The sequence below is a fragment of the Cohnella sp. SGD-V74 genome (assembly GCF_003001675.1).
GTDB lineage: Bacteria > Bacillota > Bacilli > Paenibacillales > Paenibacillaceae > Cohnella.
In genome coordinates, this window is record NZ_PVYW01000002.1 from 563,036 (window position 1) to 577,407 (window position 14,372).

General features: G+C 59.5%; 9 protein-coding genes and 1 pseudogene. All 10 read right to left on the minus strand.

What is annotated here, in order from left to right:
• Positions 1–22: 22 nt before the first annotated feature.
• Positions 23–1,429, minus strand: coding sequence for an aminomethyl-transferring glycine dehydrogenase subunit GcvPA (gcvPA, locus tag B0G52_RS04870; RefSeq protein WP_094042378.1), 1,407 nt, complete (start codon positions 1,427–1,429; stop codon positions 23–25).
• An 81-nt stretch (positions 1,430–1,510) separates the two neighbouring features.
• The gene (locus B0G52_RS04875) at positions 1,511–2,293 is read right to left on the minus strand and encodes an SDR family NAD(P)-dependent oxidoreductase (protein ID WP_094042379.1); all 783 of its coding nucleotides are present in this window, start codon (positions 2,291–2,293) and stop codon (positions 1,511–1,513) included.
• A 3-nt stretch (positions 2,294–2,296) separates the two neighbouring features.
• Complete coding sequence (lacZ, locus tag B0G52_RS04880) at positions 2,297–5,380, minus strand: beta-galactosidase, LacZ type (protein ID WP_094042380.1); 3,084 nt, start codon at positions 5,378–5,380, stop codon at positions 2,297–2,299.
• 59 nt (positions 5,381–5,439) lie between these two features.
• Complete coding sequence (locus tag B0G52_RS04885) at positions 5,440–6,252, minus strand: carbohydrate ABC transporter permease (protein ID WP_094042381.1); 813 nt, start codon at positions 6,250–6,252, stop codon at positions 5,440–5,442.
• Complete coding sequence (locus tag B0G52_RS04890; protein WP_094042382.1) at positions 6,249–7,232, minus strand: carbohydrate ABC transporter permease; 984 nt, start codon at positions 7,230–7,232, stop codon at positions 6,249–6,251. The genes B0G52_RS04885 and B0G52_RS04890 overlap by 4 nt, the downstream gene beginning before the upstream one ends.
• 370 nt (positions 7,233–7,602) lie before the next feature.
• Positions 7,603–8,889 (minus strand): ABC transporter substrate-binding protein, encoded by a 1,287-nt coding sequence (locus B0G52_RS04895; protein WP_094042383.1) that lies wholly within the window; start codon positions 8,887–8,889, stop codon positions 7,603–7,605.
• A 136-nt stretch (positions 8,890–9,025) separates the two neighbouring features.
• On the minus strand, positions 9,026–10,222 hold the full coding sequence (locus B0G52_RS04900; RefSeq protein WP_094042384.1) for a response regulator: 1,197 nt from the start codon (positions 10,220–10,222) through the stop codon (positions 9,026–9,028).
• Positions 10,197–11,942: a cache domain-containing sensor histidine kinase gene (locus tag B0G52_RS04905; protein ID WP_094042385.1), complete on the minus strand. Its 1,746-nt coding sequence runs from the start codon at positions 11,940–11,942 to the stop codon at positions 10,197–10,199. The genes B0G52_RS04900 and B0G52_RS04905 overlap by 26 nt, the downstream gene beginning before the upstream one ends.
• A gap of 320 nt (positions 11,943–12,262) precedes the next feature.
• Positions 12,263–13,981, minus strand: coding sequence for an amylo-alpha-1,6-glucosidase (locus B0G52_RS04910; RefSeq protein ID WP_094042386.1), 1,719 nt, complete (start codon positions 13,979–13,981; stop codon positions 12,263–12,265).
• A 175-nt stretch (positions 13,982–14,156) separates the two neighbouring features.
• A pseudogene (locus B0G52_RS04915) lies at positions 14,157–14,372 on the minus strand (DUF4351 domain-containing protein); the annotation flags it as partial.

Here is a 14,372-nt window from a genome sequence, read left to right on the forward strand (position 1 = left end):
GATTTGTTCGTCGATGCATGGCTCATTGAGGGCTCACAACCTTTCTGATCGCGTCCGAGAGCCGATCCAGATCGGCCTGGGAGTGGATTTCGGTTACGCAGTAGAGCGCGCATTGTCCCCATTGGGGATAGCTTGCGGACAAGTCCTTGCCTCCGAAAATACCTTCCGCCAGCAGCCGCCGATTGATCTCGTCAACCGTCAAGCCGGTGCCGCCAAAGTCGACGACAAACTCCTTGAAGAAAGCCGTCTCGCCGAACCGCAGCGTTACGCCGGGGATGGCCGCCAGCCTGCGGGCGGCGTAACGCGCCTTCTGCACGATCGTCTCGCCCAGCTCTCTCATGCCGTGAGGCCCGAGCAGCGACAAGTAAACGCCGGCCGTAATGCCCCAGAGCGCGGTCTGCGTGCCGACCGACTCCTTGCCCTTCTCGCGCAGAGCGAACGAAGTGCGCTCGTAAGCGACGTCGCCGAAGCCGTATTCCCCTTCCACCTCGGTCGGCACGATGCCGAACAACCGGGAAGGGTATTCCATGACGAACTTCTCCTCATCCCGGGTGGCGATAAAGCCGGACTGGCCGCCGCCGTAATTCATATGCATGCCGAGCGGCTGCAGGTCGCCGCACACGATGTCGGCGCCGTAGCGGCTAGGCGGCTCCAGAAGGCCGAGCGAGATCGGATCGACGCCAACGATCGCGATCGCTCCGGCCCCGCGGGCCAGTGCCGCGATCTCCGCGCCCCGGTCCTCGATGACGCCAAGGAAACCCGGATTCTCGAAGTAGACGGCCGCGACGTCCTCGCCCAGCTTGCGGCGAAGATCCTCCAAATCAAGCCTGCCCGTCGCTGCGTCGATCTCGATCTCGCGCAGCTCCATGACCGGCGTGCAGTAGTTGCGGATGATTTTCGCCTTGTCGGGATCGACCGACTTCGGCAGCAATGCAACGGGACGGCCGGTCATCCGGCCCGCCATACGGATCGCCGTGGATGCGGCCTGAGCCCAATCGAACGTCGGCACGTTAACGACGTCCATATCCACCAGCTCGGCGACCAGGCTCTGGTATTCGAACAGCGCCTGGAAGCGGCCGTGATCCTCGTACGGCTCGCCGGCATAGGCGGTGACGAACTCGGAGCGCTGATTGATCTCGTCGCAGATCGCCGGCACGAAGTGCTGCCAGCAGCCCGCGCCGAGGAAGTTCAAATAACCGCCCGCTCCGGCGTGCTTGTTCTTTGCCAGCAGACCTTCGACATGCCGGCGCAGCTCGTACTCGTTCAGCGCCGGCGGCAGGTCCATCAGTCCGCCCAGCTTCAAGCTGTCCGGGATGGCCTCATGCAGCTGCTCGATCGACGTCAAACCGATCTCCTTCAGCATCGCCTCCTGAACTTCGGGCACCGTATTCGGGATATAGGGATGAGCAAAAGCTCTATTTTCGGACAAAGGTAACGCCTCCTTTACTATATCGATTGACCTCATGAACATGAAGTTCACTGTATTCCGAAAAAAGGGTTAGGCTCGAACTCAAGCAATGCCGCCGCCGTCGACGACGAGCACGCTGCCGGTCACCCACGACGACAGGTCGCTCGCGAGGAACAGCACCGCGTTGGCGATGTCGCGCGGCGTGCCGAGCCGCTCGAGCGGACGGCCTTTGGCCGAATCGACGAGGAACGCCGCCTCGTCTCGCCGTAATTGCTTCGCTTCGTCGCGAAGCAGCGGCGTGTCCGTGTCGCCGGGCGACACGCAGTTGACGCGAATGTTCTGCGCTCCGTGGTCGATCGCCATCGCTTTGGTCAGGTTGACGACGCCCGCTTTAGCCGCGCAGTAAGCCGCGGCGCGATCGCCGCCCTTCAACCCCCAGCCGGAGCCGGAGTTGATAATGCTGCCCCCGCCGCTCCGCTCCATAATCGGAATGACGTGCTTGGACAGCAGGTACACGCCTTTCAGCGACACGTCCAGCACGAGATCCCAGTCGCGCTCCTCGAGCTCGACCACGGTCCGGCGCCGAATGACACCCGCGTTGTTGAACAAAATATCGATGCGGCCGCGCGCGGAATCGATCTCCGCCGCCACTCGCTTGCAATCTTCGGCAGAGGAGACGTCGCAGCGATAATAGCTCGCCTCTCCCCCTTCGCCGCGAATGCCCGCGACCGCCCGTTCGCCCAGCTCATCGTTAATATCGAGCAGCACGGCATGCGCTCCGAAGCCCGCCAGCAGCTCCGCAGTCGCAAGCCCGATGCCGGAAGCTCCTCCCGTGACGACCGCCACCTTGCCCGTCAAGTTCAATACGTCGGCTGTATTCAGCATCGCTTATTCCCCCTTCATCCATTGCGCCGCTTCCGCAGCCATTCTCCTGCTTAACCGCTCCGGAGCATGATCTCCCGCCAAGTAAGGCGCGAGCAAAATCCGAAACCGGAACTCCTCCGAGCCGACCGCGTACGGCGGCAGCTGCGCCGGGCCGCAGCTGTTGCTGCCCAGTCCGTTCTGCCGGTAATCCAAATTCAGCGTGATGAACTCCTGCGGCGCAAGATCGCTCTCGTGCTTCGCCGTCTCCAGGTCACGGTCGGTATACCGGCGCGCGCTGAATTCCAGCGTCGGCGCTCCCGCCGCCAGCAGACCGATGCCCGCTCCGTCCGTCGCCGACACCCAGCGGACGTCGGTGCGGTTGCCGTTTTCCTGCGGATACACGTAAGACGTGAACAACTCGTCGACGGTCATCTCGTAGACGCCGAATTTGCCTGCCTGCTTGCTGTCGGAGTAGCTCTCTCCCGGTCCGCGTCCGTACCATTCGACATGCTCCGCGTCCCCCGGCAGCTCGAGCTGCAATCCGATCTTCGGCAGCATCGCCGGCGGCTTGCCTTCCGGCACGCCGTGGACGTCGACGACGATCAGGCCGGAGCCCGTCACCGTATAGGTCGTCTCGCAGCGGAAGCCCCAGTCGTGCACGGGAGGAGCGACGCGGGACGTCCAGCGCGCGCGGATCGCGCTTGCGCCGAGGCGCTCCCAGCGGAAGCTGTCGACCCGTTCCGTCAACCGGTCCAGATGCGCCTTGCGCCAGTCCGCGACGACGTACATATCGTTGTCGATCGGCGCGCGCCAGAAGTTAAGCCGCGGCCCGTTCAGCATCAACGCTTTGCCGCCGGCCGTCCAGGAGGCGAGCCCCGTCCGCGACGCTTCGAACGTCGCGCGGAACCCGTCGTTGCCGACCGCGATCCGGCGGCCTTCCTCGGTGCACGCCAGAACCGCGCCTTCGCTTGGCGCCGCCTGCACGCCTGCCTCGCAGAGCAGGAATTGCGCCCAGGCGACCTCATGCCCCGCCTTCGCCCAAGCTTGATCCGCCTTCAGCGCGAAGCTTAGATTCAGCCATTCTTCTTCCCCGCGGCCAACGCCCTGCTCACCAAACGGAACATCCAGCTCTGCGCTCTCGCCCGGCTCGATGCTCGGCAGAGCCAATACGCCGCTGCGCAACGGACGCCCGCCAATTGCCAGCGACCAGGAAACGCTCAGATGATCCAGCGTCAGGAAATCGTAACGGTTAACGATGCGGACGCGACCGCCGCCGAGATGCTCGACCTTCACCGGCTCGATGATTTTCTTGTACTCGATCAGCCCGGGAGAAGGCGTACGGTCGGGACGGACAAGTCCGTCGATGACGAAGTTGCCGTTGTTCGGCTCGTCGCCGTAATCTCCGCCGTAAGCGTAATCGATGCGGCCTTTCTCCTTGCGAAGGGTCAGACCGTGGTCGATCCACTCCCAGACGAAACCGCCCTGCAATCTGCGATAGGCGTCGAACGTCTCGAAATATTCCTTCAGCCCGCCGGGCCCGTTGCCCATCGCGTGGGCGAATTCGCACAGGATGTGCGGCTTCGGATGGTCTTCCAGCTTGCCGAAGCCTTCCATCTTCTCGACGGACGAGTACATCGTGCTGACGACGTCGCACACTTCCGCTTCCCGATCCTCCTCGTAATGGACGAGCCGAGTCGGATCGTTCTCTTTGCACCTTGCGGACATCGCCCGGAAGTTGCAGCCGAAGCCCGACTCGTTGCCGAGCGACCAGAACAGCACGGACGGATGGTTCTTATCCCGCTCCACCATGCGGCGCATCCGGTCGACGTAAGCGTCCTCCCACTGCGGATCGTCGCTGAGCCGCGAAATGTTGCCGAGCGGCTCGAAGCCGTGCGTCTCCAAGTCGGTTTCTTCCATCACGTACAGACCGTATTCGTCGCACAAGTCGTAGAAACGCGGATCGTTCGGATAGTGCGCCGTCCGAACCGCATTGATGTTGTGCCGCTTCATCATCAACACGTCCTCGCGCATCGTCGCGAGCGACACGGTCCGTCCCGTATCCGGGTGATGGTCGTGGCGATTGACGCCCTTCAGCAAGATCGCCTTGCCGTTAACGAGAAACTGGCCATCCCGAACCTCTATTGTGCGGAAGCCGACGCGCTGCGCCACTGCCTCCGCCAATCGGCCCGCCCGGTCGAACAGCTCCAGCGTCAGGTGGTATAGCGCCGGGCTTTCTGCGCTCCACAGCGCCGGCCCTCTGACCGGCACCGCGATATCGACAGCGCCGCCTTCCACGCCGCTCTCCGCCGCGGCAATCTCCGCGCCTTCCGCATCCAGCAGCCGCAGCTTAAGGTTGCCGGACACCGATGTCCCTGCCAGCTCCGCGCGCACGCTCAGAATCGCGTCGCGATAGTTTTCGTCCAGCTCGGTCACGACCCGATAGTCGGCGATCCGGACGGCCGCAGGCTCGGCCACCAAGTAGACGTCGCGGAAAATACCGCTCATCCACCACATATCCTGATCCTCCAGATAGCTTCCGTCGGACCATTGATAGACGCGCACCGCCAGCCGGTTCACGCCCCCGATTACGTAAGGCGTCACGTCGAACTCCGAGGTCAGACGGCTGCCTTGGCTGTAGCCGACGAACTGTCCGTTAACCCAGACGTGGAACGCGCTGTCCACGCCGTCGAATTTGATCGCGATCTTCCGGCCGTTCCAGTGCTCGGGCAATTCGAATTGACGGACGTAGCAGCCTGTAGGATTATCGTTCGGCACGCGCGGCGGATCGACGGGGAATGGATAGTACAAGTCCGTATAATGAGGATTGCCGTAGCCCTGAAGCTGCCAATGCCCCGGCACCCGAATGTCGTCCCACGCTCCGATCGCATAGCCTTCCTCGTAAAATTTTTCCGGAGCCAGATCCGGTCTTTCCGCATATTTGAACTTCCAGACGCCGTTAAGCGACTTGAACCAGGGAGAGCTTCCCCGGTCGTAGCCCAGCGCTTCGGAAGCGCTCGGGAACGGGACGAAATACGCTCTGCTCTTCGCCCTCCCTCGCTCTAACACCTGGAGATTTTCCCAATCCTTCGTTGCATTCAAGTCCCGCATGGATGTCTTCTCCTCTCATTTCTCTCTATAAAGGGCGGACAGCCCTTGCCTTGCATTTGCTAGCCTTTGATGCCCGTTCCGGCGATACCCCCGACAATGTACCTCTGCGCGAAGAAGAATACCGCCAGCGGCAATATCGAGATCAGGCACGTAATCGCCATAATCGATTGCATATCGACGCCGAACATGCCCTTGAACTGCGCCAGGCCGAGCGTCAGCGTATATTTGGACTGATCGTTCAGGAAGATCAAAGGTCCGAGATAGTCGTTCCAGCAGCTCATCATCTGGAAGACGCCGACGAGAATGAGCGCCGGTCCCATCAGAGGGACGATAATCCGGAGGAAAATGCCCATCTTGCTCGCCCCGTCGATCGTCGCCGCTTCGTCCAGCTCTCTCGGAAGAGTCAGGATAAACTGCCGCAGCAGGAAGATGAAGTAGGCCGAGCCGAACCATGCAGGCACGATAAGCGGTTTAAGCGTATTGATCCAGCCAAGATAATTGAACTCCATATACTGCGGAATCATCGTGACTTCCCACGGAATCATCATCGTCGACAGGACGACGAGGAACAGGAAGTTGCGTCCCTTGAACTCGAACCGGGCGAACCCGTATGCGACGAGCGCGCACGAGACGAGCTGCCCAAGCGTCGCCATCACGGTTACGATCACCGTATTTTTCAGAAATACATTAAACGGCTGCACCGTCCAAGCTTCTGCAAAATTGCCGAACTTCCATACGGAAGGCAGCCATTTCGGCGGAAACAGATACAGCTCGGTCGGGTCCTTGATCGCCGTCGTCAGCGCCCAGAACAGCGGAGCGATGAACAGCAGCGAACAGAACGTCAGCAATGCGTAAACAATCGTCTTTCTCATGCGGACCGCCTCCTTGCTCCGGACTTCGCCTTCGCGCCGCTCTTGATCTCGCCCTCGTAGTACACCCAGGCCGCCGACGACTTGAACACGAGGAACGACAGCGAGAGCACGATCAGGAACATGAACCAGGCGTTCGCCGCGGAATAGCCCATCTTGAAATATTTAAAGGCGTTCTCGTAGATGTACATCGCGTAAAAATAAGTCGACTTGAGCGGGCCTCCCCCGGTTAAGACGAGAGCCAGGGTAAGCTGCTGGAACGCCGCGATAATCGATGTGATAAGGTTGAACAGAATGGTCGGGCTGAGCATCGGAATCGTAATGCTGCGGAACTGTCTGAGCCTGCCGGCTCCGTCGATCGACGCAGATTCGTACAAGTCCTTCGGAATGCCTTTCAATCCCGCCAGGAAAATGAGCATCATGGCGCCTTGGCCCCACAGGCTGGCGATGACCATCGCGACGAGCGACCATCTCGTATCGTTCAGCCAATCCGGACCGTCGATGCCGACGAGAGACAGGAAATAGTTCAAAATGCCGTATTCGCCGCTGTACACCCACGCCCAGATCATCGCCAGCGCAACGCCGGAAATGACGGACGGCAAGTAGAACGCGGTGCGGAAAAAGGCGCTGCCTCGCACATTCTGGTTCAGCAGCATAGCCAAGCCGAGCGCGACGACAATATTAAGCGGCACGAACAGCGCGGCGAACTTGACCGTTACGCCGAACGACTTCCAGAACAGCGAATCTTGAGTGAACATCTCGATGTAATTGCCGAAGCCGACAAACTTGACCTGGCCGACGATCGGCCAATCGAAGAACGAGATGACGAGCGAAAAGATCAGCGGGCCTAACGTAAACGCGAGGAATCCGAACAGCCATGGAAAAACGAAGAGGTAGGGAGTGACCCTACCCCGTCCGCGTTTCCTTGCAGGCTTGAGGCTGGCCGTGTATGTTCCCGCTTGAGCAGGGTCGAGTTTAGCCATCTCTTAACCTTCTTTCCTTAAGAGGTAGTTCAAAAAGTTCGGTTTTGATCACGATGTATCACAGGAAGCCTACTCGACATCGAATCTTGAACTCAGCCGGTTCTTCCGGTGCTCATGTAGGTTTGACTACATTCCGCTCCTCATCACCGGTCTTCGTCCAATCTTCTTGGTGCTGAAAACCGAACTTTTTAAACTCTCATTTGTACGGTAGTTCAAAAAGTTCGGTTTTGATCACGAAGTAACTCTCTGTAGCCGATTCGGCGTCGAATCTTGGATTCAGCCGGTTCTTCCGGTGCTCATGTAGGTTTGACTACATTCCGCTCCTCATCACCGGTCTTCGTCCAACCGGACCTTTTGAACACTCAGCATGCTATTTCAAGTAACGAACTCCATCCTTCACCGCTTCGTTCAGAGTTTCCTGAGCGGATGCGCCGTGCACGACCGCTTCGATCGCGGCGGACAGATGCCGGTTCACTTCGTTCCACTTGGCGTTGAGCAGGAAGGCCGGCGTATTGTCGGAGCGCTCCAGCATCGTGTAGAACGGTTTGTACAGCGGATCTTGGTCGACCTTCAGCTCGTTAACGACGCTGACGCGAACAGGCAGATCGGCGGTGCGCATCTTGATCGCCTCATTGGAGACGAAGAACTTCACGAACTCCCAAGCGAGATCTTTCTGCTTCGAATCCTTGGCGATCGACAGCGCGGATTCCGCGATGATGCCTTTGACCGGCTTGCCCGGGAACGCCGGCATTTCCACCGTGCCAATGTCGATGCCCGCTTCCTTGAAGCCCGCGAGCGGCCAAATTCCGCTCTCCCACATGGCAAGCTTGCCGGCTTTGAAAATGTCCTCGCCGCTCTGCTGGCCTTTGCCGCCGACGAGCACCCCGGAGCCGTTCTTCACCAGGTCGCCGAAAATTTGAATCGCTTCCGCGGTTTCCGGGCTGTTCATGTAGCCTTCGATCGTCTTGCCGTCCTCGGAGATGAACGAGCTGCCGTTGCTCCAGACGAAGCCTTGCAGATCGTACGTATCGTTGGAGGCGCGAACGCCGAAGCCGTATTGCTTCTTGCCCTTGTCGGTCAGCTTGGCGGCGATGTCCTTGAAGTCGTCCCATGTCCATCCGTCCTGCGGATAAGGCACCTGCGCCTCGTCGAACAGCTTCTTGTTGTAGTACACAACGCGGGTCGTAAACCCGACCGGAATGCCGTACAGCTTGCCGTCGATCTTGCCGTAATTGAACAGGCCGGAATAGAAATCGTCGATGTTCAGGCTGGCGTCCTTGGAAGCGTAATCGTCCAGCGGCTCAAGCGACTGATGGTACGTCGGGAAATCCCACATGTACATCACGTCCGGCGGGTTCGTCGCTCCGAAGCCCGCGGCAAGCTTCTGATCGAAGCCGTCGGCGTAAGCTTCTACCTGCACCTTCGTTCCGGGATTGCTTTCTTCGAATTTCTTGGCGATGTCCTGCTGAATCTTCAGCGCGTCGCCCGTATCCCAAGTCGCGAAGCGAACCGTTTTCGTGCCTCCGGAGCTTCCGCCGGAGGAAGACGTGGCGGACGGCTGGCTGTTATCCGCCTTGTCGCCGCCCCCTCCGCAGGCGGTTAACAAAGAGACGATCATCGTTGCGGACAGTAGAAGTGCAGAGCTTTTCTTTTTCATTCGTGCTGCCTCCCCTTGAATTCGAGCTAAAGTAATTGAACCGCTTACATCCTTATCATAAAGGACATGAAAGCGGTTCAAAACGGACATCTATTCGGACCTTCGTGCGCTTTTGTTCGATGTTCGGGATCGGGTGTCATTCTGTTCGGGACGCGCCGTCTTTTTGTTGCGCGCGGTAGTGGCTCGGCGTCTGTCCAGTGCAGCGCTTGAACCATTTGCTGAAATATTTGCTGTCGCCCAGACCGGTGCGCTCGGCGATATCCTGCATCGTCAGGGAAGTATCCTTAAGCAATTCGCTGGCGATCTTCAGCTTGCGCTTGTATTGATACGCCACGAAGCTGAGACCGACCGTCTTCTTGAACAGGATCGAGAAATGGCTGCGGCTGAGGCCGACCTGTCCAGCGACGTCGCTGACCGACCAATCTGCGGCCGGGTTGTCGTGCATCAGCCTGAGCGCCTTCCAGATCGGCTCCGGCCATTCTCCGGACGACACTCCGTACGTTTTCTCCATTTCCGCTTCTTTATGCAGGGAACAGATCGCCCGCAGCCACTCGGCCGCCTCTTCGGCCGGGCCAAGCCTCGCCCAGTGCAGCTCGGCTCTCTCGCTCTTGCGTTCGACGAGCCAGCCGTCCGCGGCGTCCGCGAGGGCGGACGGGAGCAGCCAATACCAGCGTTCCTCGCTGAACGGGATGATCGCGCCGTTCTTCCTTAACGCACCGTCCCGGCCCAACTCTTCCGCAGCCTCTCGCCAACCCACGCCGGATTTGACGGCATAGACGTACAGCGGCTGCCCCTGCCATGAGCTTTTAGCTTCGGCCAGCTTTTCCAGCTCTCGCGCAAACTTGTCGCTGTGGCCGCTTAGCCACGCGTACAACTGCGTGCCCAGTCTCTCCTCGTCGACTCCCTCGCGGGAATTGTCGCCGGAATCCGGCCGCGGAGCGGACAGCTCCTTGCGGAACTGCTCCAGCATGCTCTCCAACTCGTCGTCCTCGAACGCCGTCTTCAGCAAATAACCCGAAGCGCCAAGCTTCAGCCCCTCTTTGGCATATTCGAAGTCCCGGTGGCAGCTTAACAGGACGATTCTCGTATCCGGCGCGGCTTGCTTCACTCTGCGCGACAGCTCGATGCCGTCCATCTCGGGCATGACGATATCGGTAATTACGACGTGCGGCCGATGAAGCTGGAACGCCTCCCACGCCTTGCGGCCGTTCGGCGCGTCCGCGACGACTTCCATTCCGTACTTCTCCCAAGGCACGGTCGCCTGCAATCCTTTGCGCACGATGCTCTCGTCATCCGCGATCAGCACCTTAATCGTTCCCGTCGACGTGTCCATGCGGATTCTCCTCCTTCTTGGGCCATTTGATGAAGATCGTCGTTCCTTCGCCCGGAGCGGACTTGACTGTCAAGCCGTACTGCACTCCGAAATGCAGCTTGATTTTCTGATCCGCGTTCCGCAAACCGAGCCCGCCTCTTCCTTTGCGTTTCTCTCCGGGCAGCAGCAGCTTCTGCAGCTTGTCGGGCGGTATGCCGGCTCCATTATCCGTCAGTTCGAGCCTGAGCAGCGTTCCTTCATCCTCCACCGCCAGCCGTATCGTGCCCTCGCCGTCCTCGAACCCGTGGAAAAAGATATTTTCGAACAATGGCTGCAGCGTCATGCGGGGTATGGGATACTTTTTCAACGCCTCATCGCATTCCAGCTCGTATCGGAACACGGGTCCGTAGCGGACCTCCTGAATCTTCAGAAAATGCTCGATAATCCGCAGCTCGCGCCCAAGCGGCACCAGCTCTTGAGAAATGTCCAGATTGCCCTCCAGCACCATCGTCAGGTGGTACAGCATTTGGCGGATGTCCTCCGCCCCCTGGAGCCGGGCTTTCCATTGGATCGAATTCAGCGTGTTGAACAGCAAATGCGGATTGATCTGATAATGAAAAGCGCGCAGCTCCGCGTCCTTCTTCTGCCGTTCATTCGTCTCCACCTCGCGGATGAGCGACTCGATGCCGCCGACCATGTTGTTGAAGCTGACGTCCAGGCTGCCGAGCTCGTCTTTGGCTTCGACCTTCGTTCTCGTCTGCAGCATGCCGAAGCTGACCTTCTGCATCGAATCCTTCAAGCGCCGGATACGCGCGGTAAATCGCGAAGAGAATAAGTAAGCCAGCGCAAAAGCGAGCAGCGTCGACGCGACGGCCGCAATAACCGTATTGGAACGAATCAGACCGGAGGACCTGTAAAAAGATTTGGCCGGCAGCCTCGCTTCGATCGTCCAGTCGTTCGCTTCGATGTCCTTGTGCCAGACGATGTCGCTGTCCCGGGCCTCATACTCCGACGCCGTCTCGTAGACGACGCGTCCTTGCGAATCCGCGATGGTCAGATGCGCCTGCGTATCGCTCTCGAACAGCTCGAACATGCGCAGCAGATCTTCCGCGTTCTCCTCGATCAGAATGACGCTCCCGCGCAGCGCTCCGTAAGGGTTGTTGATCGATTCGGCCAAGCCCAGCACGACCGGCAGCCGCTCCCCTTCCTCCGGATCCTTGATCCCATGATTCTGAGGATAAAAGCCCAACCAGTGATCTCCCGTCGGATCGTCCGGCATCGCTCTCCAGGCCGGAATGCGATCGAGCTTGGCCGCGTCCAGATTGTTCTCTCCATAGTAATATCCTGACTTGGCTATAATATAGATTCCGGCGTTCCTTTCCGTTTTAAGCGCTTTCAAGAAGTTTTCGAAATTGTTTTTATCCAAAATCTCGCGATACGTGCCCGGACTGCGATCTCCGAGTCCGCTTCTCGCCGGATCGAGCAAATACGAATAGATGGTGGCGGCCGTCTGGCTCATTCGCGTGAGATAAGCGTTCGTCTGCTGCTGAAGCTGGGCGACGGCGTTTTCCCCGTACTTGCCGAACTGCGAATCGATCGCCTTCGCCGACTGGTAATAGGACAGCGCTCCGACGGACAGCAGCGGAATGACCGTAACGATGAGGAAACAGACGAGCAGCTTCGTGCGGATGCTCTGATAGGAGAGACGGGCGGAAAACGGTTTGAGCAGCAATTTGAGCATCGGTTCCGGTCTCCTTCGTTGCTGGTGTCAGGCGATTCGTATATGAAGTGTAGCATGGACGAAAACCGTCTTACAATGCGCCGTCCGACAAAAAACGGCAAAAGCACTTCTCCCCCGGCCACGATCGGCCGGGCGGCAAGAAGTGCGATTCGCGAGGCTAGGGCGTGTATGCAACCTCCGAGGATAGCAGATTTGGCCGAATTTTCGTTTCATGCAAGGAACTTTTGTGAAGGCGTACCGGGGGTACGTCAAGCAAAAGTGACGAAGCAGGGGGCGAAAAGGTGGTGAAAGATGCCCCTGAGCGGGTTTGCATACACGCCCTAGGTCAAATACTCGTTCGCCAAAATGAGGAACACGCTCGACGTCCAGGTGAACGCCCGGTCGCGCAGCCCTTCGCCGCTGATCGCGTCGAAGTTTTCCGCCATGCCGCTGCGGTTCAGCATGTCGCAGAAGCGACGGGCGACTTCGCGAGCCAACTCTCGGTCGCCCGCAGCGGCCGCCCCTTCGACCAGCAGCATCGTCGAAGGCGCCCAGATCGGTCCCCGCCAATAGCCGTCCGGCGTATAGAAGGGGCTGTTCACGCTTTCGGTCGCCCAGCCGTTCGCCGTCAGGAAGCGGTTCTCGTCGCGGAGTCCGGCGAGCAGCGTTTCGCGCACGCGATCCGGCAGGCGGCGGCCGAGCAATATCGGGACGAACAGCAGCAGCGTGTCTCCTTCGGACGGCTCGTGCGTGCCGGAGCGGCAGGCGATGAAGCGGTCTCCCTTCCAGAAGTGAGCCAGCATCTTCTCCTGCGTCGCCGCGGCGAGCTGCCGCCACTCGGCGGATTCTTCCGCGTAACCGAGCAGCCCGGCGATCTCCGCCAAAATCTCGGCCTGGAGAATCAGGAACGCGGCCAGGTCCGGACTTTCCACCGGAATGCCGTTATTGAACGCCGTGCTGTTGTCCCAGCCCGAATCGTTGCCGTGATTGTACTGCGGGATGCCGTCCCCGTCGCCGTCGCGGTAGCGGAACCACCATTTTGTCCATTTGGACAGCGGCCCGTACACTTCCCGCAATTGCGCGTCCTTGATGTAATCCGTTCGCCGCATCATCCATGCCAGCGTCCAGCCGTGAATCGGCGGCTTGTTGCAGTTCCACAGCTCGTACTTGTCGTTGACGAAGTCGGGAATAAGGCCGCTCTCGTCCTGCCGGTCGAAGAAGATCATGAACTGGTCCCAGGCGAGCTTCGGATCGTGTCGAACGAGCGCCATCGCGTTAAAGCAGTGGTCCCAGCTCCAAATGTTCGTCATCCAGTTTTTGGACATATACATCGCCGGCCGGGTCAGACAACCTTCCGCCGGTACGAGGCAGCTCCACGTAATGTAGGCGGCCAGCTCACGGCCAGCCTTCAGCCGTTCCTGTCCGGGAAGGCTGCCTTCCAGCCAGCCTGCGAACTCCTCGCGCACCCGGTGGACCGCATCGGCGAATGGTTCCCACACACGTCCCGGCTCCCACACGGTGCGGAACTCCTCGGCGGCGAATTCCGCGACGCCCGTGCGCTGATCCGGCAGAAACTCGGCGGTAATGCGCGAGCTTTTGATTTTATCCCACGGCACCTCGGTCCGCATGCCGCCCGCAAGCGACGACAGCATGAACCGGCATTCGTGGGTGAAGCTGTTGACCTCCCAGCAGCCGCTGGACGTCTCGTAAGCGTAGTCGTACGCCGAAGTCCGGAACGTCAGCCGGATGCCGCAACCTTCGGCGCGGAATCGGGCGGTTCGGCCGTCGGGAAGACAGATTTCCGCCGCAGCTTGGCCTTGTGCGGATTGGGTTGCGGCATGCAGCCGAATCCGCTCCGGTGACGCTTCTGCCTCGAAAGGGAGCGCCGCGCCGTCGGCATCGATCAGCTCGATGCGGAACGCTTCGCCGAACTTGTCGTCGCCTCCGCGCACCGTCCGCAAATACAAGCCTTGCTCTCTATTGTCGGCCTTCGGCAGCAAGGAAATCGCCAGGAACGATTCCCTTCTGCTGAACGGCACGATGTTCAAATCGAAGTTCATAACGATGGCTCCTTTGCAATAAGGGATGCGCTTTCATTGTACCGAACGGAGCCACGCGAAAGAACCGACGGTTGTTCTCGCCGGTTCGCTTTAATGTTATGGATCGCCGCACTAAGCGGCACGGGGTGTCTTTTTGTTAGATAAGACCCCTCTTTTTGTTTGGCGGATCGCACCTCTAGCGCGACGTTTTCAGCTGCTCGATATCCCGGTCTGGCAACCCCGTCACCTTAGCGATCAATTCGACTGGCAGGCCTTCTTCCAACATCCGGGCCGCAGTCTCGATCTTACCTTCCACCTTGCCTTCGCTCAGCCCCTGCATGTAGCCCTTCCGCTCGTACGAGCTCATCAGTCCCATCAGAGATTCCTCCTTTTCGGGATATTCTTTTATAAA

Excerpts from the sequence above, each read along its gene's own strand:
- B0G52_RS04875 (WP_094042379.1), bottom strand. The coding sequence starts at position 2,293 with ATGCTGAATACAGCCGACGTATTGAACTTGACGGGCAAGGTGGCGGTC.
- lacZ (WP_094042380.1), bottom strand. The coding sequence starts at position 5,380 with ATGCGGGACTTGAATGCAACGAAGGATTGGGAAAATCTCCAGGTGTTA.
- B0G52_RS04885 (WP_094042381.1), bottom strand. The coding sequence starts at position 6,252 with ATGAGAAAGACGATTGTTTACGCATTGCTGACGTTCTGTTCGCTGCTG.
- B0G52_RS04890 (WP_094042382.1), bottom strand. The coding sequence starts at position 7,232 with ATGGCTAAACTCGACCCTGCTCAAGCGGGAACATACACGGCCAGCCTC.
- B0G52_RS04895 (WP_094042383.1), bottom strand. The coding sequence starts at position 8,889 with ATGAAAAAGAAAAGCTCTGCACTTCTACTGTCCGCAACGATGATCGTC.
- B0G52_RS04900 (WP_094042384.1), bottom strand. The coding sequence starts at position 10,222 with ATGGACACGTCGACGGGAACGATTAAGGTGCTGATCGCGGATGACGAG.
- B0G52_RS04905 (WP_094042385.1), bottom strand. The coding sequence starts at position 11,942 with ATGCTCAAATTGCTGCTCAAACCGTTTTCCGCCCGTCTCTCCTATCAG.
- B0G52_RS04910 (WP_094042386.1), bottom strand. The coding sequence starts at position 13,981 with ATGAACTTCGATTTGAACATCGTGCCGTTCAGCAGAAGGGAATCGTTC.